Annotated in this window: 19 protein-coding genes and 1 pseudogene; 10 read left to right on the top strand and 10 right to left on the bottom strand. The window is 51.0% G+C overall.

The features are described 5' to 3' along the window. Positions 1–41 precede the first annotated feature (41 nt). Complete coding sequence (locus C9J03_RS03575; protein WP_044621723.1) at positions 42–701, top strand: CatB-related O-acetyltransferase; 660 nt, start codon at positions 42–44, stop codon at positions 699–701. Positions 702–768: 67 nt separating this feature from the next. Here the strand turns inward: C9J03_RS03575 and C9J03_RS03570 are convergent, their stop codons facing one another. Both C9J03_RS03570 and C9J03_RS03565 read right to left on the bottom strand, forming a co-directional pair. After that, entirely contained in the window at positions 769–1,731 is a 963-nt protein-coding gene (locus C9J03_RS03570) for a helix-turn-helix transcriptional regulator (RefSeq protein ID WP_052829679.1), read from the bottom strand. Positions 1,732–1,936: 205 nt separating this feature from the next. Beyond that, a complete protein-coding gene (locus C9J03_RS03565) occupies positions 1,937–2,869 on the bottom strand; it encodes a Rossmann-fold NAD(P)-binding domain-containing protein (RefSeq protein WP_044621721.1) in 933 nt (310 codons plus the stop codon). 102 nt (positions 2,870–2,971) lie between these two features. Between C9J03_RS03565 and C9J03_RS03560 the strand changes: the two genes are divergently transcribed. Then, complete coding sequence (locus C9J03_RS03560) at positions 2,972–3,883, top strand: LysR family transcriptional regulator (RefSeq protein ID WP_044621720.1); 912 nt, start codon at positions 2,972–2,974, stop codon at positions 3,881–3,883. Between the two features lie 393 nt (positions 3,884–4,276). After that, positions 4,277–5,470: an acetate/propionate family kinase gene (locus C9J03_RS03550; protein ID WP_039466800.1), complete on the top strand. Its 1,194-nt coding sequence runs from the start codon at positions 4,277–4,279 to the stop codon at positions 5,468–5,470. Between the two features lie 226 nt (positions 5,471–5,696). Here the strand turns inward: C9J03_RS03550 and C9J03_RS03545 are convergent, their stop codons facing one another. Next, positions 5,697–6,620 (bottom strand): LysR substrate-binding domain-containing protein, encoded by a 924-nt coding sequence (locus tag C9J03_RS03545; RefSeq protein WP_044621718.1) that lies wholly within the window; start codon positions 6,618–6,620, stop codon positions 5,697–5,699. Between the two features lie 145 nt (positions 6,621–6,765). Between C9J03_RS03545 and C9J03_RS03540 the strand changes: the two genes are divergently transcribed. The 5 genes from C9J03_RS03540 (at position 6,766) to C9J03_RS26450 (ending at position 12,161) form a co-directional block, all read left to right on the top strand. Continuing rightward, a complete protein-coding gene (locus C9J03_RS03540; RefSeq protein WP_044621717.1) occupies positions 6,766–7,947 on the top strand; it encodes a M20 aminoacylase family protein in 1,182 nt (393 codons plus the stop codon). Between the two features lie 102 nt (positions 7,948–8,049). Beyond that, positions 8,050–8,718 (top strand): AbgT family transporter, encoded by a 669-nt coding sequence (locus C9J03_RS03535; protein ID WP_052829678.1) that lies wholly within the window; start codon positions 8,050–8,052, stop codon positions 8,716–8,718. 230 nt (positions 8,719–8,948) lie between these two features. Next, positions 8,949–10,823, top strand: a complete 1,875-nt coding sequence (locus C9J03_RS03530) for a putative nucleotidyltransferase substrate binding domain-containing protein (RefSeq protein ID WP_044621716.1) — start codon at positions 8,949–8,951, stop codon at positions 10,821–10,823. 21 nt (positions 10,824–10,844) lie between these two features. Then, positions 10,845–11,591 carry a 3'-5' exonuclease gene (locus C9J03_RS03525; protein WP_052829677.1) on the top strand — a complete coding sequence of 249 codons (747 nt, stop codon included), beginning with the start codon at positions 10,845–10,847 and terminating at the stop codon, positions 11,589–11,591. Between the two features lie 354 nt (positions 11,592–11,945). Then, complete coding sequence (locus tag C9J03_RS26450) at positions 11,946–12,161, top strand: hypothetical protein (protein ID WP_146149059.1); 216 nt, start codon at positions 11,946–11,948, stop codon at positions 12,159–12,161. A gap of 171 nt (positions 12,162–12,332) precedes the next feature. Here C9J03_RS26450 and C9J03_RS03520 read toward each other — a convergent pair whose 3' ends face one another. The 4 genes from C9J03_RS03520 to C9J03_RS03505 all read right to left on the bottom strand — a co-directional run bounded on the left by C9J03_RS03520 (position 12,333) and on the right by C9J03_RS03505 (position 16,137). Then, positions 12,333–12,956, bottom strand: coding sequence for a bifunctional 4-hydroxy-2-oxoglutarate aldolase/2-dehydro-3-deoxy-phosphogluconate aldolase (locus C9J03_RS03520; RefSeq protein ID WP_044621715.1), 624 nt, complete (start codon positions 12,954–12,956; stop codon positions 12,333–12,335). Positions 12,957–12,974: 18 nt separating this feature from the next. Next, positions 12,975–13,901, bottom strand: a complete 927-nt coding sequence (kdgK, locus tag C9J03_RS03515) for a 2-dehydro-3-deoxygluconokinase (RefSeq protein WP_044621714.1) — start codon at positions 13,899–13,901, stop codon at positions 12,975–12,977. 58 nt (positions 13,902–13,959) lie between these two features. Next, positions 13,960–14,289 (bottom strand): cupin domain-containing protein, encoded by a 330-nt coding sequence (locus tag C9J03_RS03510; RefSeq protein WP_044621713.1) that lies wholly within the window; start codon positions 14,287–14,289, stop codon positions 13,960–13,962. A gap of 81 nt (positions 14,290–14,370) precedes the next feature. After that, positions 14,371–16,137 (bottom strand): sodium:solute symporter family transporter, encoded by a 1,767-nt coding sequence (locus C9J03_RS03505; RefSeq protein ID WP_044621712.1) that lies wholly within the window; start codon positions 16,135–16,137, stop codon positions 14,371–14,373. A gap of 309 nt (positions 16,138–16,446) precedes the next feature. Between C9J03_RS03505 and C9J03_RS03500 the strand changes: the two genes are divergently transcribed. After that, the gene (locus tag C9J03_RS03500) at positions 16,447–18,588 is read left to right on the top strand and encodes a heparinase II/III domain-containing protein (protein WP_044621711.1); all 2,142 of its coding nucleotides are present in this window, start codon (positions 16,447–16,449) and stop codon (positions 18,586–18,588) included. Further along, positions 18,588–20,738: a heparinase II/III domain-containing protein gene (locus C9J03_RS03495; protein ID WP_044621710.1), complete on the top strand. Its 2,151-nt coding sequence runs from the start codon at positions 18,588–18,590 to the stop codon at positions 20,736–20,738. The genes C9J03_RS03500 and C9J03_RS03495 overlap by 1 nt, the downstream gene beginning before the upstream one ends. Before the next feature lie 688 nt (positions 20,739–21,426). Here C9J03_RS03495 and C9J03_RS03490 read toward each other — a convergent pair. From C9J03_RS03490 to fabG, 3 genes and pseudogenes are all read right to left on the bottom strand, one after another. Next, a pseudogene (locus tag C9J03_RS03490) lies at positions 21,427–21,699 on the bottom strand (glutathione binding-like protein); the annotation flags it as partial. Positions 21,700–21,780: 81 nt separating this feature from the next. Then, a complete protein-coding gene (locus C9J03_RS03485) occupies positions 21,781–22,392 on the bottom strand; it encodes a LysE family translocator (RefSeq protein ID WP_044622010.1) in 612 nt (203 codons plus the stop codon). Between the two features lie 209 nt (positions 22,393–22,601). After that, entirely contained in the window at positions 22,602–23,381 is a 780-nt protein-coding gene (fabG, locus tag C9J03_RS03480) for a 3-oxoacyl-ACP reductase FabG (RefSeq protein WP_044621709.1), read from the bottom strand. Between the last annotated feature and the right edge of the window lie 284 nt (positions 23,382–23,665).

Here is a 23,665-nt window from a genome sequence, read left to right as displayed (position 1 = left end):
AATGCCTGCTGAGGCAGTAGTGGCGATTATAAGGGGTGGCTATGACATCATCCATATTTCCCTCATGGCTTGGCGGCTATGAGGTCAGGGAACACGTGAGGAACCCGAATATTTCGGTCGGGGAGCACACGTATTATTCGGGGTATTACCACGATAAGCATTTCGAGGATCATTGTGTCCGGTATTTGCTCGGCGATCATTCAAGCCGGGCGGTGTGGGAGTCTGGGATTTTCGGCGAGGTCGACCAGTTGATCATCGGCAGGTATTGCTCGATTGCTTCGGGAGCCACCTTTATGCTGGCGGGGAATCAAGGGCACCGCCATGATTGGATTTCATCGTTTCCTTTCGATGTCGGTAAGTTTGGTAACAAGGTCAAATCGGGCTTTGAGCGTGCTGGCGATACGGTGATTGGCAACGATGTCTGGATCGGTAGTGAGTGCGTTATTATGCCGGGCGTGACGATTGGCGACGGGGCAGTGATTGGCGCGCGGGCAGTGGTGACCAAAGATGTGGCGCCTTATGCGGTAATTGTGGGTAATCCCGGTCAGGAGGTCAAAAAGCGTTTTAGTGATGCGGACATTGCCAAACTGCTGGAGATGAAATGGTGGGACTGGCCGATGAAGCGGTTACAGGAGAACATGGATTTGATGTGCAGCTCGGATATTGATGCCCTGTTTGAACGATACCAGCGTTTTGAATAATAATTAGTGTTTATTAGACATCGAGGAAACCGGCCAGCTTGCTGGCCGGTTTTTTATGGCCTGAGGCTCATAGGAAGTGGGTTGGGCTATGGCCGGTCCAGCTTTTGAACGCACGGGAAAAGCTGCTGAGATCGGCAAACCCAAGCCGGAAGGCGATATCGGTCAGATTGATATTGGGCTGGTTTAGCAACAGCAAGGCTTTTTCCCGCTTGTATTGCTCCAACACTTGCCGGTAGTTCAAGCCTAACTCGGCGAGGCGGCGGTTAAGGGTTCTGACGCTCATCAGCATCTGTGAGGCGACTTTTTCCCGCGAGATAATTTTCAGGTTGCTTTCGTTGTCTAGCAATTTGTAGATCAGCAAGATGATATCGTGGCTCTCCAGTTGGCTGACCGCTTGGCGCAAGCGAGGAATGGCAACGGAATAGATATCGGGATCCCGTCCTTTTAGCCTGATCATATCAGCATTTTGGGGAAAGCAAATCTTCAGCAGCGGCGAGCCGGTCTCAATCTGGCAGCCCATTAACTGTTCGAATTTGCCTTGCAGCTGGGGAGTGAAGGGCCAGCGGGTGATTTTCAAAACCAGATTATTGATGCCTCCGGTGGCTTGCTGGATCATCTCGATTAAGGTGGCGACATACATCATAAAACCCCGATCGGAAACTTTTGATTTGTCATTGAAGGGATCACGGTTGATCACCCACAGCTCGCTGTTTCCCTGGGGTGTTTTGTGGTGCTTCAGCCTGATCGGGGAGCCTATCAAGATACAGTACTGGCAGGCGTCCTGAATTAAGGTCTTGAGATCGTTGGCTGTCCATAACGCCAGCGAGTAGCAGCTGAAGGTGAGCGGCGAGGCATGCTTGGCGGCAAAGGCAGGGAACAACGGTTCACCACTATCCTGGCACAGTTGGTTGAATTGGCTACTGAAGGCACGGAGATCTGCTGGCTGTATTCGAATGCGCTCGCTCTCAGCCGTATCAGGAAAATACAGGCTCGGATCGAGGCCAAATTGCTCCGCCGCTTGTTGAAGCATTTCCCGCCATCCTTTATGGATAGACATGGAAGCACAGGGAACTGGTGGCATGGAAGTACGATAGGTTATGTGACTTAATGAGTATCGTATTCATTAAATAGCCTGCGTGCATTCAGGCGGCAGTAAAAGTGTGACTGGGGGGAAAATTGTCACTCCCATATTCAGCTCTTATTCAGAAGACGTATCATTGATGGCTGATGTGTGCTCAGCCGGAAGATTGCCGAAGTTGGTGCCAAATGCGCTGTAGAGCCAGCTCCAGCGGGGTATGTTGGAGCTTAGTTTGCTGCCAGTCAGAAGAGCGGAGCGGCAATTGCCCGCCTTGCTGCCATAACGAACGCATGTTGATGAAACGGCGGAATAATGGGGAGAACACCGAAATGGCCTCCATGACCGTCCAGCGCAGGGGCGTGACTGTGACTGGCTTGCCAGTACTGAGAGCCAAGCCGCGGGCGATGTCCTTGATACTCGCCAGATGCCCCGGGTAGTAGTTAACCGACAGGGGAGGGCTGCACTTTGACTCTGCAGAAAGCTGCCTGACCAGGTTCTCGGCCAGATCTGGCAAATAGGTCCAGTAATGGTTGGTGCTGTAGGCGCTAGGGGATTGCAGGATGAACTTGTGGTGGGTTTCTTTCACCAAGATGCCGAGGTAGCTGTGGGCTAGGGAAAAATTTAGGTTGTGCCCGTAGCACAGTACTTTGATATTCGCGCCGGCGTTGGCGGCCATTTCCAGCTTAGCGCTGATTTTTTTAGGTAGTACATAGGCTACGGGCTTTTTCTTGCGCCAGAATGCAAGACTACTGAACAGGGGCTGCCGGGTATCGTAGACATTGGTGGTGATGACCAAGTTGCGCCGGTACTGGGCCACCTGTTTCAAGATGTTGTCGAGTGAAAAAAACACCTGTCCTCCCTCAATCGGGTCGGGCAGGTGCAGGAAAACAGTGTCTGTTTTGGCGATCAAGTCGTTGAGTAATGCGTTATCTTGTGATGTCAGCTCGGCCAGGGTCATGTTGGCCGATAACGAAATGGGTTGGCTGGGATCGGCAACAGTGGCGGTGATGTGCCAATTGAACCGCTCGAGAGATTGACAAAGCAGGGCCCCCATTTCATGTTCTGCACCTAGAACCAAGGCTCTTCTCATATTTCCCTCCAACCTTGCGATTCATTTCAAAATCATAGTCATCAGTTAAGTGCTTTTTCTCGTTATAGTGAACAGACAAAAACACATAGTGGGTATTTGAGAATGCATAGCATGGAGTGGGACAGCATTCGTATTTTTCTTGCTGTCGCCGAAGAGGGGAGCATGTCAGCTGCGGCGCTCAAGCTAGGTATGTCCCAGCCGACCGTTAGTCGACATGTTTTAGCCCTGGAAGAAAAAGTAGGCTTCAACTTGTTTGATCGCTCGACCCAGGGATTGGGGCTGACTGCGGCCGGAAAAGAGCTGTTAGGTACCGCCAAAGAAGCAGAAAAAGGGGTGGACGGGTTTATCTATAAAGCCTCGGCACACAGTGGTAAGCATGCGGGGCATGTGCGGTTGGCAGCCAGTGATGCGATATCTTACTATTGGCTGCCTTCATTGCTGAAGGCGTTTCAGCGCCAATTCCCGGCGATTGAAATTGAGATCCTGGTGGCTAATAAGGAGGTTAATCTCAACAAGCGCGAGGCGGACCTGCTGATCTCCAAGGTGAGACCAGAGCAGTCGGACTTGGTGGTGAGCTTGCTGCACAGTGAACCTATCGGTTTTTATGCCCACCGGGACTATCTCAAGGAATTTGGGTATCCTACTTCGGTGGTGGAAATGCACAACGACCACCATCAGGTTATCGGTTATGATCAGCAGCAGGTATACATTGACACGGCCCGTCAGTTTGGCGACCGGCTCAATAGATCACAGTTCAACTTTCGAACCGACAGCTTCAAGATGCAGCTGGAACTGGCAAGGGCCAAAGCCGGGATTGCTGTCGTATTTCACTCTGTCGCCGAGCGCTATCCTGAACTGCAGCCAATTCATTTTACCGATATTGAACTGCCCGATGCCCAGTGGTGGCTGGTCTGCCACCATGACGTCCACATTAACCCGCGGATCCGCCATTTGATGGCTTTCATCAGCGAATGGTTTCGCTCTTCCCAAGATAAAGTTCTTTTAATCAGCTAGTTACGTGGTTTGTGCTGCTCTCGTGAGGCAGAGCAGTTGCCGTTCACTGTCTCTGCATGTTTTTTCCTCTTTTCTGAATTAATTTTTTCTATAATTTGTTTAATACTATCAACAATTCTTAGTGTGTTTTGGTCGCTGCTGGTTACAAAGTAGGCGAGCGAAAACGTTTTCGTTGCTTCAAACTTGATCTGAACCAGTGAAATTTCAATTTTTTTCAAAATTATCGAAACAAAAGTTGAGTTATTCAAAAAAAATTGAATAATGTAATCAAAAGCTATAAATCAGAAGAAAATGCTGCTCCACACTTTTTCTTCTGGCCAGGTCTAGAAGACCGGATAGACGTGTAACGGAACATTTTGTTCTAGAGCCCAAATTAATCTGATGAGATAACCCATGAGCAACTCTCTAGTACTTGTAATCAACTCTGGCAGTTCTTCACTTAAGTTTGCCCTTATCGATACTGTTAGCGGTGAAGCAACCCTAAGCGGCCTTGGCGAATGTTTCGGCCTGCCTGAAGCGGTAGTAAGTTGGAAAATTGATGGTGAGAAGCACGAGCACATGCTTGAAGCTGAAGGTAACCACCACCAGCAAGCCGTTGACCGCATTGTAGCCCTGCTTGAAGAGCTAGGCATGAAGCAAGACATCGTTGCTATCGGTCACCGTGTTGTACACGGCGGTGAGAAATTCACTAAGACGGTTAAGATTGACGAAACTGTACTGGAAGAGATCGACAACCTGAGCGATCTGGCTCCGCTTCACAACCCTGCTCACGTTATTGGTATGCGTGCAGCGATGAAAGCGTTCCCAAGCCTGTCTCAGTACGCGGTTTTCGACACTGCTTTCCACCAGACAATGCCTGCTAAAGCATACACAGGTGCTATCTCTCAGAAGCTATACAAAGAGTACGGTATCCGCCGTTACGGTTTCCACGGTACTAGCCATTACTATGTTAGCCGTGAAGCGGCAAAAATGATCAACAAGCCGGTTGAAGACAGCAACTTCATCTCAGTTCACCTGGGTAACGGTGCTTCTGTTTGTGCGATCAAGAACGGCAAGTCGGTTGACACCAGCATGGGCTTCACCCCGCTTGCGGGCCTAATGATGGGTACTCGTTGTGGTGACCTTGACCCAAGTATCATTGAGTTCCTACTGAAGAAAGGTTGGTCTCAGCAGGAAGTGTTCGACGAGCTGAACAAAAAGTCGGGTCTGCTAGGTGTATCTGGCCTGACAAGCGACTGTCGCGGCATCATCGAAGCGATGGAAAACGGCCACGAAGGCGCGACACTGGCGTTTGAAATCTTCTGCTACCGCGTGGCCAAGTACATCGGCTCATACATGGTTGCCCTAGACGAACTAGACGCCATCATCTTCACTGCCGGTATCGGTGAGAACTCTCAGCCAATCCGTAGCAAGATCCTTGAGAACCTGAAGATCTTCGGCTACCGTGAAGACGAAGAAGGCAACGCGGCTGCACGTTTTGGCAACGCGGGTGTTATCACCAAGCCAAACACGCCAATGGCTATGGTTATCCCAACCAACGAAGAGTGGGTAATCGCCAAAGAGTCAATGGAACTGCTGCACGCTTAATCGGTTCTGATCCTGCAGGATTAACCCAGTATTTGTAAACGGCCCGGAGTGTTTATGCTCCGGGCCGTTTTTATTTTTGCCGGTTGCACTGGCAAGGGGCGCTGACCGCTCAACCCGGATCAGTCTTCGCCGGGTACCGCTCTGCAGCTTTGATGTTACGGTTGGTGCGAAACAGATTATCAGGATCACTTGGCTTGCCTGGGCCTCACGGGCTTGGTTTTCTGGCTTAAGGATAAAACCGCTCTCGGGCTTGGCATAACTTCTGCTCAAAAGCACCCAGTAAATGGCGGTTAATTTCTCTGGTTAGGGGATCCATATCTTTTTCCAAGGGAATGATGACTTGGAGTTGATAATCGACCAGGTGGTCGAAGGGTTTTGCCACCGTACCTTGGGGAATATCCATGGCGGAAATGCAGTTGATGATTGCCAGCCCTTTGCCGCCGGCTACCAGCCGGCTGGCCATATCACTCAATGAGACGGACCAAGTTTTGCTGGGCGTGATCTGGGCCTCATGGAAGAGATCGGAGATCGAGGTGCGAATGTATTCGTTCGGCTCACCGCCAATCAGCGTCTCGCCATTGAAATCAGCTATTTGGATAAAGGGCTTCTGGGTGAGAGGGTGCGTTTCGGGAAGCAGGCAGATATTGGGAACAGTATAGAAAAAACTTTGATACCGGGGATCTTCGGTCAAGTCGGTGGTGATGGCAAAATCAAATCGTTGAGCGGCCATCTCGGCAATAATCTGGTTTGAACGGTAGGAGTAGAGCCCGATATCCAAACCGGGAAACTGGCTGTCGATAGCAATGGCCAGCTCAGGCAGTAAGTTTACCGCAAAGGCGGGCATACTCACGATGTTAAATTGCCCGACCACCTGTTTTTTGAGCCGGTCGGCAAAGCCTTTTAAGTGGGTTAAACCGGCATAGACTTTCTCGACCTCATCGTAGAACAGTTTCCCTTTTCGGGTGGGGAGCAGGCGGTTGTTTACCCGGTCGAACAATGCAAACCCCAGTCTCTGTTCTAGTTGTTTGATTAACCGGCTAATCGCAGGCTGGGTGATCAGCATTTTTTCAGCAGCCTTGGTCGCACTCCTGGTACGCATTATCCACAAAAACGCCTCTATCTGGCTGTCGGTAAACCCTCGTGATGCCATAACATTTCCTTATGCTTTGATAGTGCTAAGTCATTAGATATCTACTTATAAACCAGTATACAGTAACTCAAAAGTCATGGGTTACGAGTATACCGGATAGGCCATTACAAGTTGTTATGGCTGATAGGCTAAACAGGAGAGCAAGATGATCGAAGCGCTTCAAATGAACAATGAGATGTTCACAGCATGGCGGCGTGATATACACCGCCACCCAGAGCTCGGATTCGAGGAATCTCGGACGGCATATCTGATCGCAGAAAAACTCAGGGCGTGGGGGGTTGACGAGGTACATACTGGGATTGCGAAAACGGGGGTGGTCGGTGTGCTGAAAGGCAGGCAGGCGTCGAACCGGGCGATAGGCCTGCGCGCGGACATGGACGCGCTGCCAATGGATGAGGCCAATCAATTTGATTATGCCTCATGCCTCCAGGGAAAAATGCACGGCTGTGGTCATGATGGCCATACCGCGATTTTGCTGGCAGCCGCGTGGTATTTGTCGCAGCAGCGTAATTTCAGTGGCACGGTGTATTTTATATTCCAACCCGCCGAAGAAGGCTTGGCTGGCGCAAAAGTGATGGTTGAAGAAGGGCTTTTTGAGCGCTTTCCCTGCGACAGAATCTATGGATTGCACAATATGCCCGGGATCCCCCAGGGCAAGATCTGGTTTAGGGAAGGCCCGTTGCTGGCCAGCTCCGATCGCTTTGTTATTGAGATCACCGGCCGGGGAGGACATGCCGCCATGCCCCATATGGCGACTGACCCGACAATCGTGCTGAGCAATATCATCATGGCAGCCCAAACCATCATCAGCCGGAATACGTCTCCTTTGGACGCTGCGGTGATCTCCTTTACCGATGTCCATGCCGGCTCCGGTACCCATAACGTTATCCCCGATCATGCCTCTCTCAAAGGGTGTCTGCGTGCGTTCGATGAACATGTGCGGCGTGAGTCTATCGAGCGGCTGGGGCGACTGGTCGGGCAGGTTGCGGCGTCCTACGGTGCCTCGGCAGAGTTTATTGTAAAACCAGGTAGTTATCCTGCAACGGTGAACGACAAGGGGGCCGTAGCGGTCGCCAAATCGGCTGCCGACGCTGTCGTTGGTTGCGATAGCGTCGATGCCAAGTGTCTGCCGTTATCGGGCAGTGAGGATTTTTCCTTTATGCTCCAGCAAGTTCCTGGGTGCTATGTGCTTGTCGGCAACGGCAGTGAAGGGAGCCGAGGGGGGATTAGCGTCCATAACCCAAGCTATGACTTCAATGACGAAATTATTCCGGTCGGAGCGTCATTTTTTGTCGAGGTGATCCAGCAAGAGCTAGCCATTAAATAACATATTGACGGAGGAAATCATGGAAGAGACCAAACTCCAATCCAGCCGCTCCTTTTCAGTTGTAATGGAATTGATTGAAAAGTTAGCCAATCGCTTGCCGCCATGATGTTCAAGACGGTGGGGCGCAACCCACTGGTCGGCATTATCGCCTCCTTTGTCGCGGTATTTGCGGGCTTCTCGGCCAACGTCTTCATTGCCGGAACCGACCTGCTGATCTCGGGGATCTCGACCGAGGTTGTGCAATCGGTACGCCCTGATCATGAGGTCAGTGTTCTGGCGAACTGGTTCTTTATGTGCGTGTCGGTACCTTTGATCACATGCATCATCACGGTGATCACCCACAAATATGCCGAGCCTGCCTTGCAGCGTTTCAGCCATTCAGGCGAGGACGCAGCCGAGCCGGTAACCGCAGAGTTGTCTGACACCGAGCAAAGAGCACTCAGAAGGACGGGCATCGTTGCCCTGCTGTTTATCTACAGTGGCTCGGCGCAGTGGGCGTTGATGGCGCCGGTGTTTCTGCCGATGCTGATGGGGCTCGAGCCAGAAGCGGTACAGGCGGCTTATCGAATCGCCGATTCATCCACCAATGTGATTTCCCCCATCACCCCCTACTTGCCGCTGATCTTGGCTTTCATTCACAGCTATAGCCCGCGGTTTACGATTGGCAACCTGCTGGCGACGGCACTGCCGTATTCGCTGGCGATCCTCTCCGGTTGGATAGTGCTGTTCTTTGTCTGGTACGCCTTAGGGTTGCCGTTTGGGATATATTGAAAATGATCACTTGGAGCCTGGTGGTGTCGGTAAAAGTTGCATGAGGGGGAAAACGGCTCGCTGTGAGCCGTTTTTCGGTCCTTGGCGGAGCCAACTTTCAGGGGCGATTTACAGTGTGAATTGGTTGGTGTTATTCACCTTTCCGAAATCGTATTAATTGTATTATTATACTTCTTGTCTGAGCTGTTCGTTGGCTCGGTACGGTATTGCCTTTCAACCGGATAAAGCCCATGTCTCACACTTTGCTGCCGAACATCATTGAATTTCTTACCCATGTCGACCCTTTCGATAAACTGCCCAAGGACTGCCTCGGAAAAATTGCCGGCTGTATCAAGATCAACTACCTAGGGCAGGGGGAGCGGATTGCTTTCTCGACCGATCAGGAAGAGTGCTACCTCTATATTATCCGCTCCGGCGCGATGGAGCAGCGCAAGTCCGACGGGGTACTCAGGGCCAAGCTGGGCGAGCAAGATATCTTCGGCTTCAGCTTCCTGCAAACCGAAGGGGACAGCAGTCAGGCAGAGATGGCCTATACGGCGACGGCGATGGAGAACACCCTGCTCTATTTGATCCCCCATGCCAAGCTCAAACATATCCTGCGCTCGTACCCGGAATATGCCCAGCACTTTGCCGCCCAGGCCCAGGTCCGGATCCAGTCGGCCCTGAGTGTGGTGTGGTCGGATGATGAAAAGGGGTTGTTTTTCAAAACGGTCGCAGAGGTGGCCAGCGACAGGGTTGCCGTCGTGCCGGCGGCTATGTCTATCCAGCAGACGGCTCATCGAATGACGATAGAGACACCTTCGCCGGTTGCGGTGGTGAAAGACGGCAATACGATTGTCGGTGTGATGACCGATCGCGATTTGGCAAAAAGGGTGTTGGCCAAAGGCGTTGACCCTGAACGGCAAATCCGCGAAGTGATGACCCCGAACCCGCTGACCGTCGCCCCGGATGATCTGGTGATGAAGGCGGCATCACTGATGATGCAGCACAATGTCCGCAGCTTGCCGGTGGTCAAGGACGGGCTGGTGGTTGGGGTATTGTCGACCACGCATCTGGTTCAGAAGCACCGGGTACAGGCGATTTTCCTGATTGAGAAGATCAACTACTCCGACTCGCTGGAGGAGCTGGTCGAACTGGCCCCTGAGCGGCAGGCGATTTTCGAAGCCCTGATCGAGGGTAACGTTGGCTCGGAGATCATCGGTCAGGTGATGGCGATGATTATGGATTCGTTCAACCGCCGTATCTTGCAATTGGTTGAGCAGCGGATGGGGCCGCCGCCTTGTCAGTATACGTGGGTGGTGGCGGGCTCCCATGCCCGAAATGAAGTCCATGCCCTGTCCGATCAAGACAATGCCATTATCTTGTCCGATGATGTGACCGACGATCAGCGGATGTACTTCAAGCTGCTGGCAATGGATGTCTGCAAGTGGATGGATGCCTGCGGTTACAGTTTGTGCAGCGGAAACTACATGGCATCGGTGCAGAAGTGGTGCCAGCCTTTGTCGGTGTGGAAGGCGTATTATACCAAATGGGCGGAAAACCCCGAGTATGAGCGACTGCTCAATATCACGGTATTCTTGGAAGTGAGGGCCATTTTTGGCCAGACGGCGCTATCGCAAGAGCTGCAGGCTCACCTGATGAGCTTGCTGGGGAAAAACAGTAGCTTTTTGAGTATCTTGGCCAAAGAAACGGTGGCAACACAACCGCCGCTGGGGATCTTCAATAAGTTCGTTTTGGAGAAAAATGGTGAGCATAGCAATACCCTCAACATCAAGAAATATGCGCTCAACCTGATTGTCGATTTGGCGCGGATTTACAGCCTGGCGGTCGGTTGCACCCTGACCGGTACCGAGGAGCGTTTCCACTATGCCTGCGAGCACGGCAGCCTGAGCGAAGAGAGCCTCAAGGATATTATCGGTGCCTACCGCTTTATTACTCGGGTACGCTACAGCCACCAGCTTCAGGCGTTGAAGAAAGGCGAAGTGCCGGATAATCATATCTCTCCGGATATGTTCGGTAGCTTTGAGCGCAAGCACCTCAAGGATGCGTTCCGGATCATCGCCGAACATCAGGATGCGGTGAAGCTGCGCTTCGGACAGGCCTAACAAGTAAGGAAAGCCAGAATAATGAAACGTGTGCTGTCGTATTTCAAGCCGCTGAACCGCCTTTCCAGGGGGCAGGCCAAATGGCGTGATACTTATGCTACCCGAGCCAGTGCCGAGCGGGTTGTCAACTTGCTCGGTCCGGGGCTGCCGGCCCCGGACAGCACCTTGCTGGATCTCGATATTCTCTGCCTCGACTTTGAAACCACGGGCCTGAACCCCGGCAAAGATCAGATCCTGAGTATCGGCTATGTCGAGATGCAAAAGGGGATGCTCAACCTCAGCAGCAGTGAAGAAACATTTATCAAGGACAGCTGCGGCATCAATGCCCATACGGCCATTATCAATCAAATTACCCCGGAAATGCTGACATCTGGCCAAGCACTCGATGAGGCGATGGAAGCCTTGTTTGAAAGGATGGCGGGCAAGGTGGTGCTGGTCCATGGCCTGTCGGTCGAGAAGTCGTTTCTCGAGCACTATGTGCAACAAAGGGTTGGGATCCCGTTGCCGCCACTACTGTGGCTCGATACCTTGCTGATTGAAAAGATGCTGGTGACCAACCGCCACATGCGCGAAGAAGGGGATTATCGGCTGTCCTCTATCCGTCAGCGCTATGGCCTGCCGGAGTACCCGAGCCACGGGGCGCTGATAGATGCAGTTGCAACGGGGGAGTTGTTGTTGGCATTGATGACCAAGTGCTTCGGTCATAGTTCACCAAGGCTGGAGGAGGTGTATGACCTGCACCACTATGAGCTGACGATGAGTCAGTGAGGCTGTCTCTGCGGGGCCGAGAGTGGCCCTGTTACACCGAAGCGCTATGGATGCTGTAAGCGATAAAAATCAAGAATGCCGTCATGTAAGATTCTCTTGTTGTTCGAAAGGCCGCATCCTTGTCGCTTAATACCAATGTCCGATTTCTTCTGTTGGTGGCAATATTTTGCTGTCGCAATTATACATATTGAACGCTGTTTTTAAAGTGGGGTAAGTTATCGCGGTGATCTGTTTTTCACTATAACCACTAGTCAGTGATGACGGCTTTGACGCGCTAGACGGATATCTGGCTTTCTCCTGAAAGTGAGAAACTGACTTATAGTTAAGATGAGATCCGCTGAGTGAGATCGGCTAATGAAATATCGGTCAAGCAGCATAAGGCTTTGCCTGCAAGCCATTATAGTGGGGGGGCTGTTCCTATCCCTGACTGGGTGCGAGAGCAGCACGTTCTCGCGCAGTGATGCCGAGCCGCCGATGAACCGCCACTACATGGAGCTATACCGCACCACGGAAATAATGGACAGGCCTCCACCACAAATCTATCGCTACCCGCGCCCTCCGGTAAGTTGACGTTGCTCGGTATCGGCTACTTGCATTCTTCCATAATCCGCAGATAAAAAAAGCCCCAGCCAATGGCTGGGGCAAACGGATCAATTAATGTAGTAACTTTGGCAAGTAACTAAAAATATTAAAAGCAAAAATGATCGACTAAGATCAGAAATTTCATCGGGGGTGAAGCACTTACTGCACCTTGGCAACCGCATCTTTGACGAGCAGGCCCAGTTCGTCCCACTGCTTGTTGTCAATCAGGTCGCCCGGAACCATCCATGTACCACCACAAGCCAGTACCGAAGGAAGGGCTAGGTAGTCATCAATGTTGCCTAGGCTCACACCGCCTGTTGGCATGAATTTAACTGGGTAAACCGCAGTCAGTGCTTTTAGCATAGACACACCGCCAGAAGGCTCGGCTGGGAAGAACTTGAGGGTACGCAGGCCCATCTCCATGGCTTGTTCAACCAAGCTAGGGTTGTTTACGCCAGGAACGATAGCAACGCCTTTTTCCTGGCAGTACTTAACGGTTGTTGGGTTGAAACCTGGGCTTACGATGAAGTCAACGCCAGCGTCAATCGCTTCGTCAACCTGCTCTTTGGTCAGCACTGTACCGGCACCGATTAGCATCTCAGGGAATTCTTTGCGCATGTTGCGGATTGCGTCGGCTGCCGCTTCAGTACGGAAAGTGATTTCAGCACAAGGCATGCCGTTGTCGACTAGGGCTTTACCGAGTGGGATTGCGTCTTCAGCGTCTTTGATTGCGATGACAGGGATAACTTTTAGCGCGGCTAGTTTGTCATTTAGGTTGCTCATTACTCTTTACTCCGTGTGTTAAATTGTTGGCATCGCGTCGGCTGGGATCACTGCACCACGGTACTGGATAACCGTTGATGCAACCTGGTGGCCTGCGTGAGCGGCTTGGGTTGCCGAGCCGCCGGTGAAACGCTTAGCGAGGTAGCCACCGCTGAACGAGTCGCCTGCAGCTGTGGTGTCGACAACCTTGTCGGCCACTAGGGCAGGGACAAATACATTCTGCTCTGCGGTGACAACAAGGCAGGCATCTTTACCGCGCTTGATGGTAATTTCGGTCACGCCGGCACCTTGGGTACGTGCGATACACTCTTCTAGCGTCTCATCACCAAACAGCAACTGCTCGTCGTCGAAAGTCAGCAGTGCGATGTCCGTTAGCGATAGCATGCGAAGGTAAGCTTCCTGGGCTTCTTTCACACAAGCCCAAAGCTTTGGACGGTAGTTGTTGTCGAACAACACCTTGCCACCTTTGCCTTTGAAATCTTCAAGGAATGTAAATAGCTGCTCGCGGCTTGCTGCGGTCAGGATCGCCAGGCTGATACCACTGAGGTAAATTGCATCAAAGTCCATCAGACTGTTTAGCAGCTCTGCACTTTGCGCTTGCTCAAGCAAGTATTTTGCGGCTGCATCATTACGCCAGTAGTGGAAGCTGCGCTCACCCGTGTTGTCGGTTTCGATGTAGTAAAGGCCAGGTAGTTTACCTTCCAGGCGTAGCACCAAGTCAGTATTGATCCCTTCCTCGTTCCAAGCTGCCAACATTTCATCACTGAAGCTGTCGTTACCCAGAGCTGTTACGTAGGTGGTGTTGATGTCCTTGCCTTTGGTTAGGCGGGATAGGTATACCGCTGTGTTCAGGGTATCGCCTCCAAAGGTACGGGTTAGTTGGTCATTGGCTTGTTGCAGTTCAATCATGCACTCGCCAAGAATGGCAATGTTCATTGTAGCCATACATACTCCGGAAAAAGGGGACGGGAAGTGCACAACCGTGCCCTTCCCATCAGGGTAATTACTTCAAAAAGTCTTGACGAACAGGTGAGAACATGTCTAGCAGGATGCTGCCTTCTTCCAGTGCGACTGCACCGTGAACGGCTAGCTTAGCAGCGATATACGCGTCGCCTTTTTTTAGTACGCGTTTCTCACCGTCAACTTCTGCTTCGAAGCTACCTTCAACCACGTAGCCAATCTGGTCATGGATATCGTGAGCATGTGGGTGGCCGATAGCACCTTTAGCGAACTCTAGGTGTACTGCCATTAGATCTTCAGTGTGGCCGACGATTTTGCGCTTGATGCCATCGCCAAGATCTTCCCATTCGTTGTTGTTGATTTCGAAAAACATTGTGTGATTCTCCCAAAAATAATGTGTTGAAATAATACAATTTAAAGTAGGGGACAAAGGTTCAGACTTTGTTGTTATTGGTTAAGCCGTGCTCGTCTCGGCTGTGGCTTCAGGCTTTTTTCTTGAAGCACTCACCAGCAAAATACCGACCGTTAGCACGATAGAGCCACACAAAATAAACAGTCCACGGCCTGAAGGGTCATTAGGAATCAGGGCCATAGCCAGAATACCAAAGCCTGCTACGCTGATTAGGTTACCCAGCATTGAACGCTGCGCTGTATCTAGCGATTGCTGCTCGTCACCACCAGAAACCAGTGGGGTATTCCAGTTTTCAAATAGTTTCTCTACTTCTTTCTCACGCTCGACCGTTAGGCCTTTGTAGAAGAATGTGGTCATGATGAACCAGCCACCGGTGAACACAACGTGTGCTGCCAGGCTCAGGCCAACCACCAGATCACTCCACTCACGCCCTGTTAGCGGTTGCTCAAGGCCAAATAGGCCTTCGATGTGGTGGGCTTTCAGTGCAATACCGAAGATGAAAGATACAACACCACCGACGATTAGCGTTGACCAACCCGCCCAGTCAGGCGTCTTGCGGATCCACATACCCAGAAGGACTGGGATCAGCATCGGGAAGCCAATCAGGGCACCGATGTTCAGTACGATATCGAACAGGCTCAGGTGACGTAGAGAGTTAATAAACAGACCAATCGAGATGATGATGAAGCCCATCATGATAGTGGTCAGCTTACTGACAATAATCAGCTCTTTCTGGTTTGCATGAGGTCGGAAGATTGGCTGGTAGAAGTTACACACGAAGATACCAGCGTTACGGTTCAGACCTGAGTCCATGGAAGACATGGTGGCGGCAAACATTGCTGACATCAGTAGACCCACCATACCGGCAGGCATGATGTTCTGCACGAATGCTAGGTAGGCTGCGTCACCCGCTTTGTCACCCATTGATGCGTACTGAGCTGCGAAATCTGGCATGAAGGCGCTTACGTACCATGGTGGTAGGAACCAGATAACTGGACCAATAACCATTAGGATACACGCAAGCCCCGCTGCTTTACGCGCGTTCTCACTGTCTTTTGCTGCAAGGTAGCGGTAAGCGTTGATGCTGTTGTTCATGACACCGAACTGCTTGATGAAGATGAACACAACCCAAAGAATGAAGATACTGATGTAGTTCAGGTTGTTACCTACCAGGAAGTTGCCCTGGAAGTTGTCAACGATGTTACCAACACCACCACCGTGAAAGTAAGCAGCAATCGCACAGGTGATCGTTACCGCCATGATGACCAGCATCTGCATGAAGTCAGAGGCGATAACAGCCCATGAGCCACCCGTTACCGCCATCAGCATCAGGACGATACCGGTGAAGATAATGGTCGCTTCCATCGGGATGTTGAATACAGCAGCAACGAAGATTGCAAGACCGTTCAACCAAACACCCGCCGAGATAAGGCTATCTGGCATGCTACCCCAGGTGAAGAACTGCTCTGTGGTTTTACCAAAACGCATACGGATGGCATCAATTGCTGTTACCACACGTAGCTGGCGGAATTTTGGTGCGAAATACAGATAGTTGAGGAAATAACCGAACGCATTTGCCAAGAACAAAATAACGACGGCGAAACCATCTGTAAATGCTTTCCCTGCTGCACCAGTAAACGTCCATGCTGAAAATTGCGTCATGAAGGCGGTAGCACCTACCATCCACCACAACATCTTACCTCCTCCCCTGAAGTAATCACTGGTAGAGGTGGTGAATTTCCGGAACATCCACCCGATAGCAATGAGAAATAGGAAATAGGCCAGAACTACGAAAGTATCAATGGTCATCTTTTTCAGCCTTAAGTTTATCGAATTGGCGCTAGTGTAATAACTGAAAAGTTATATTGTAATACAAGATGGGTGTTTTCGTGACCTTAATCAAGTTTATTTTCCGTGCTGCAAAGTTATTTTTGTTTTGCTTTTAATTTTTATTCTTTTGTATCAGTATCTTAATCTTGTTGTTTGATATGGATCAATTCGCATTTTGAAATGTGATGGCCGTCGGGTTTTTTCAATGTGGTCATGAAATAAAAAACCATTTGTATTATTTTATGCTCATCAAAAAGGTGTGGTATACGCTCTAACCTAGAGGTTAATATGAACACAACAACACTGCCTGTGTTACTTTCAAATGAAGAACTTGCTGATTTGCATAAAGAAATCGGCCGACCTTCATTGATGGGCAACACGATTGCTAAGCTGCAGGCCGAGCTTGAGCAATATATGGCATTACCCATGGACGTTCCTGGTCACGGTGAAGCTGGTGGCTATGAGCACAACAAGCACAAGCAAAACTACCAATACATCAACCTTGCTGGTCGTTTGTTCCTGATCACTAAAGATGAGCGCTATGCTGAGTATGCTGGCAAGCTATTGGCTATGTATGCGGACAAATACCTCACCTTTGATTTCCATATCCAGCGCAATACCAATCCTCCGGGCCGTTTGTTCCACCAAATTCTCAACGAGCATATGTGGTTAATGTATGCAAGTTTAGGCTATTCTTGCATCAGTGCGTGGCTTTCTCAGGCGCAGCGCAGCCACATCGTGGAGCGGCTATTCAAGCCGATGCTGGAAATGTTTACCGAGAAGTACGGCCATGATTTTGACCGTATTCACAACCACGGTATCTGGGCGGTGGCGGCTGTCGGGATCTGCGGTATCGCCATTGGTGAGCGTAGGTATCTTGAGATATCGGTGTTCGGCCACAATGGTGACGGCGAAACTGGTGGCTTCCTGGCTCAGATCTCCAAGCTGTTTGCCCCTTCTGGTTACTACATGGAAGGCCCGTATTACCACCGCTTTGCCATTCGCCCTTTGGCGGTGTTTGCCGAAGTGCTGCACCGCCACATGCCTGAGTTGGACATCTACAACTACAAAGACCAGGTGATTAAGCAGACTACCCAGGCCCTTTTGGCTACTGCCTACCCGAACGGGCTGTTCCCGGCGTTGAACGATGCGTCAAAGACCATGGCTATCACAGACATGGGAGTCGTGGTTGCCGTCAGCATGTACTTCAAGCGCTACGGCTTTGATAAGAACTTGCTGGGCATGGCCCAGATCCAAAATCAGGTCTGGATGCACCCGTGTGGCCAGGCCCTTTCCGAAGCGTGTGATGCCGAGGCGACGATCGATCCGCCGTTCTGGCCGAGCGTGGAGCTGAACGAAGGACCAGACGGTACGTGTGGCGCACAGGGCTTCCTGCGTATGCAGGCGAAAGACAAAGACATCTGCCAGCTTTCCATGAACTATGGCCAGCACGGTATGGACCACGGCCATTTCGATACCTTGGGGATCGCTTTCTACAACCGAGGCCAAGAAGTACTTCGTGAATACGGTTTTGCCCGCTGGGTGAATGTTGAGCCGAAATTCGGCGGACGCTACCTGGACGAGAATAAGAGCTACGCCCGCCAGACCATCAACCACAACAGTGTGACGGTGGATGAGGGTTGCCAGAACCAGTTCGATATCAAGCGTGCAGACAGTGTGCACGGCAAGCCGCATTTCTTCATGGGTGAAGGTACCGAGCTGCAGGCGATGAGTGCCTTTGCCGACGAGCATTATCCGGGAATGGGGATGCAGCGCACGGTGATGATGCTGAAATCCGATATGCTGGAAAGTCCACTGCTGATCGATCTGTACCGCCTAACGAGCGAAAAACCGCACCAGTACGACTACTCGCACCAGTACCAAGGCCAGATCATCCGTACCGACTTCGAGTACAAGACCAATACCGAGCTCCATCCGCTGGGTGATAACTATGGATACCAGCACCTATGGAGCCTGGCCCGTGGCGAAGCCGGTAGCAATGCGTTGATCAGCTGGCTGCAGGGTAACAGTTACTACACCTGGCTTGGCACCAGCTCAAGCGCTGACAACGAAGTGATCTTCACCCAGACCGGTGCCAATGATCCGCAGTTTAACCTGCGTTATGAAAACAGTTTTATCTTACGAACCACGGGCAAAGACTTGCTGTTCGCCTCGGCATTGGAGACCCATGGTTACTTCAATGAAGCGGTGGAAGCCTCGGTCAATGCCCGTGGCAAGCTTCACCAGATTAAAGTGCTGGCTCACAGCGAGACCGGCTCGGTAGTTGCCATTGAAGGGGAAGGCATCCGCTTCACAGTGATGGTGAGCAACCAGCCTAATGTGACCGACACGACCGAACATCGAATTATCATCAACGACAAGACTTATAGCTGGAAAGGATTCCTTGCTGTTGAGCAGGAGACGAAATAATGACGTATCAACCATTACTGATGAGCTTCGACGAAGCCGCTATCCTTCGTGAAGATCTGGGTAAAGATACCCTGATGGGCAATGCACTGGCCCGTGACATTGCAAAACTGGAAGACTACATCGCAACGGTTGGTATCGAAGTACCTGGCCACGGCGAAGGGGGCGGCTATGAGCACAACCGTCACAAGCAAAACTACATCCATATGGATATTGCCGGCCGTTTGTACCTGATCACCGAGAACGAAGCGTACCGTGATTACATCCGTAACCTGCTGGTGGCCTATGCCGAGGTTTACCCGACGTTGGAGCTGAACGTCAGCCTTGACAGTAATCACCCCGGCCGTATCTTCCACCAGACGCTGAACGAGAACATGTGGATGCTTTACGCGTCTTGTGCGTACAGCTGCATCCACCACACGCTGTCTGACGACGAGCGCCGCCTGATCGAAAACGATCTGTTCCAGATTATGGCGGATATGTTCGTCGACACGTACGCCCACGACTTCGATATCATCCACAACCACGGCCTATGGGCTGTAGCAGGTGTGGGGATCTGTGGTTACGCTATCCAGAACCAGGACATCGTGGATAAGGCGCTATACGGTTTGAAAGGCGACAGCGTAAGCGGTGGCTTCCTGGCTCAGCTTTCTCAGCTTTTCTCGCCAGACGGCTACTACATGGAAGGCCCTTACTACCACCGCTTCTCACTGCGCCCAATTCAGTTGTTTGCTGAAGCCATTGAGCGCCGCCAGCCAGAAGTGGGTATTTTCGCCCACAAAGACGGTGTGATTAAAACGACCAGCTATGCAGTAATGTCAACGGCATTCCCTGACGGTACGCTACCGGCTTTGAACGACTCGTCGAAGACCATGGACATCAATGATGAAGGTGTTCTGATCACGACAAGTGCGTGTTTCGGCCGTTACGAAGAAGACGCCAACCTACTGGCGATGGCTGCTCACCAGAAAGATGTGTGGGTGCATATCTCTGGTAAGAAACTGTCTGACGCGGTAGCAAAAGAAGAGAATATCCCTGCATTTAACTGGGGTAGCTTGTTTGTCACTGACGGCCCTAACGGCGACAAAGGTGGCCTGACTATCCTGCGTCACCGTGACAGCAAAGACCAAGATACTATGGCATTGCTATGGTTCGGTCAGCACGGCTCTGATCACCAGTACCATTCGGCACTGGATCACGGTCACTACGACGGCCTTCACCTAAGCGTATTCAACAAAGGTCACGAAACCCTGCACGACTACGGTTTTGGTCGCTGGGTTAATGTTGAGCCTAAGTTCGGTGGTCGCTACATTCCAGAGAACAAGAGCTACTGTAAGCAAACTATCGCCCACAACACGGTAGTTGTTGATCGCAAGACCCAGAACGAATTCAATACCGCGATGGCTGAATCTCGTAACGGTGAATTGCACTTCTTCAAGACTGACAACGAAGACTTCCAGGGCATGAGCGGCATCGTACGCGAATACTACGCCGGTGTTGATATGCAGCGTAGCGTGCTACTGGCGAAAGTTGACGGTATCGAAAGCCCGTTGATCATCGACCTGTACCGTTTGATCTCTGAAGACGAGCACGAGTATGACTTCCCTGTACACCACAGGGGCCAGATCATCCGTACTGATTTCGACTACCAGGCAAACGCGAGCTTGAAGCCAATGGGCGAAAGCGATGGCTACCAGCACATCTGGCAGGTTGCGCAAGGTGAAGTATCAGGCAGCACGCTGGTAAGCTGGTTGCATGACAACAGCTACTACAGCATGGTGAGCTCTGCGGGTAACCAGGGTGAAGTGATCTTTGGTCGCCTTGGTGCTAACGATCCTGATTTCAACCTACGTTCTGAGCCAATGTTCGTACTGCGCCAGAAAGCGAAATCTCACCTGTTTGCTAACGTGCTGGAAACGCACGGTTACTTCAACGAAGCGGTAGAGGCATCAGTTGATGCCCGCGGTAAAGTAGAGCGCGTTGAAGTGGTGGGTATGGATGATGTGGCCTCTGTTGTTCGTCTGCACCTTGTTGAAGGTCATGTACTGACTTATGCAGTATCGAACCAAACTGGTGGCCTGCAAGACGGCAAGCATGAAGTGAGCTTTGAAGGCGAGACCTTCAGCTGGGAAGGCCCTTACGCACAGCTATAGTTACATGCCATAAGGAAAGCCGGGCTCTTTAGCCCGGCTTTTTTACGTTTAAGACCCTGATGCAGAAATGCACCAGGGTTTTGTATTATTAATGGGCTCGTGATGGATGTTTAAACGAGATCTGGATCACGGAATTGTCAAGTTTTAGCCAATGAAATGCGGATTTAGTGCCATGCTGCTCTTGATATATTGTATTACAAGTTGAGTGATCTTATAATGCAGCCATCAATCGAGATAGCCGTTCCTCAAGTGGCTACCCTGAGACTGACTTATTATAACAATCTACTTCCTAACTTAAGCTTTGCCTTGTCTAACAGCGCTCTAGGACGGAGCGCTATTTTTTTAGCTAAATTGCAATGCTGAGCTTTGTTCCTCACGTGCTTTCTCTATTCTGTAATTCTACAAATCATCACTTATGAAACCGTGTTTTACTATTTTAAGTATAATGTTTTGCATTTTGGTTTTCTTCGCTTATAATGCAGCCATTAATCAAGATAGCTGTTCCTCAAGTGGCTACCCTGAGACTGACTTATTATAACAATCTACTTCCTAACTTAAGCTTTGCCTTGTCTAACAGCGCTCTAGGACGGAGCGCTATTTTTTTGCCTGTCTTCTTTTCGCTATTCTCGTCAAAGATGTCTCAGACATCCTCTCTGTGAATTTAATCCGTCGGATCATTGCCTGGTTGCTAATGAAATGGAGAGAGATCGATGTTTTCTATTTCACTGACTGCTTGGATGGTGGGATGCTGAGACATCCGTTTGAGATAAGTTGCCAGGTGGGGAAAGTGCAAAGGGGACTTTTTGATAGGCAGCGACCACTCGGCCAGCATGAACAGGAAGAAGTCGCAGGCCGAGAGGTTATCACCTAGCAGGTAAGTACTGCTGGCCAACTGGTTATCGATGACAGCCAAGGCATCGGCGATGCGATCGTCTTGTGCGGCAACCACGTTGGGAATGGTGTAATAGAAAGTGCGGGGCGAGGCTGGCATTGTTGGGGTAGTAATACAGTTGGTACACACATGTCTCCTTGCTAGCGAGTATTAGCTAAATTGCTCAAACAGTTCGCCAATCACTGGCAGTACAGAGGCTACCAATAAACCGGACATGGATAAATTGAACCACTTACGGTGTGCGGCATTGTTCAAATACCGTTTGAGCCATGAACCGAAATAGAGCCAGATCCCGACGCAAGGAAACGAGATAACCAAAAATGTGCCCGCCAGAGTTATCGTCTGGGTACTGAACTCACCGCCCGATACGGTGAACGCTGCAATGGCCCCTGTTGCAACCACCCAGGCTTTGGCATTAACCCACTGGAACAAGGCGCCGTTGAGAAAAGTCAGCGGTTCAGATTGTTGTTTTGCCCCAAGGCCGCCGCTTGAGCTTGAAATCAGCCATGCCAAGTAAAGCAAATACAACACGCCAGATATTTTGATGAGGACATGTAAACGCGGGAAAAGCTCGAAGACTTGGCCGAACCCCAAGCCGACCAGCAGCAACATGAAAGAAAAGCCGACGCATATTCCGCACAAGACAGGCAGGCTCTTCTTGATGCCAAAGTTAAGGCCTGAGGTCATCACTAAAATGTTATTGGGGCCTGGCGTTGCGGATGATACCACCGCAAACAATATTAAGGAGTATAAATAGTCCATTACTTCCTCGTGGTTGAAGGCTCGGAATACTTGCCGTACAGGTAAGCGGTGCTCGTGCCGAAGCTCCATCTCGGCGAGCCTTTTAATATGAATTGAAGTGAGTAAAAGGTAAAGTCAAACTGGACTATAAGGGCCGTTTTTGCGGCCGGGACGAAGTCATTGCGAGATAAGTGCCAGCGCCCCGCATCGGCCAAGGCGCTGTTGGGTAGTTAAATGCCTTCAAGTGCTTCCAGAGACTCTGGCAGGATCTGGCCGCCGTCGACCACGATAGTCTGTCCGGTAATGTAGCCCGCCTCATCGGAGGCAAAGAACAGCGCGGTATTGCCGATATCCTCGACATTGCCCAGGCGGTTGAGCGGAATAGAGGCGGCCATGGTATCGAGGTACTCCTGACCGAGATCCTGCAGGCCTTCGGTATAGATATTCCCCGGCATGACGGCATTGATGGTGATGCCTGAGCGGGCCAGCTCGATGGCTGCGGTTTTGACAAAGCCGAGCTGGCCGGCTTTCGAGGCTCCATAGTGAGACCAACCCGGGAAGCCGGTAATCGGACCGGTAATGGATGAGGTGACGATGATCCGCCCCTTGCCCTGCGCTTTCATTAACGGAGTAACCGCCTTAACGCTCAGGAATAGGCTCTTGAGATTGGTGTTCATCACCTGATCCCAGTTTTCTGGTTCCATCTCGCTCAGGCGGGCTTGCGGAAAGATCCCGGCATTGGCACACAACACGTCTATTCGGCCATATTTTTCCCTGACATATTCAGCCATGCGTTGCATGTCTTGCCAGTTGCTGACGTCAGCCAAGATGTAATCGGCGTTCAGCCCCTGCGCATTTAGCTCTGAAATGGCTTGTTGCGCGGCTTCCTCACCACGGGCAACGATAACCACATTGGCCCCTTGGCGGGCAAATACGCGGGCAATACCCTTGCCGATCCCCTTGCTTCCGCCTGTGACGATAACTGTTTGTCCTTTGATTGGGCTGAGCATGATGTACCTTCTCCTAAGATATGCGACGTAATATGGGAAGGTATAATAATGTGGTGTTGGTATGATTTTTTATGCTTGATTGTAAGAAATCTTATACAGTGGTGCCTATCCCAAATTTATGTAATCCATTCTGGCTGTTTTCACAGATTCGAGCGCTGTATGACGAGGCAATCGCAGTCACGAGAGGTAAGTGGGGCAGGTAATTAAGGCGCGAGATGGCAAAGGAAATGTTGTCCGTATACATCCAGGCGGCTTGGGGCGCCACATGGATATATACCGTTGAA

The organism is Photobacterium gaetbulicola (assembly GCF_003025515.1).
GTDB classification, from domain to species: Bacteria; Pseudomonadota; Gammaproteobacteria; order Enterobacterales; family Vibrionaceae; genus Photobacterium; species Photobacterium gaetbulicola.
This window is presented reverse-complemented; position numbering and strand designations above follow the sequence as displayed.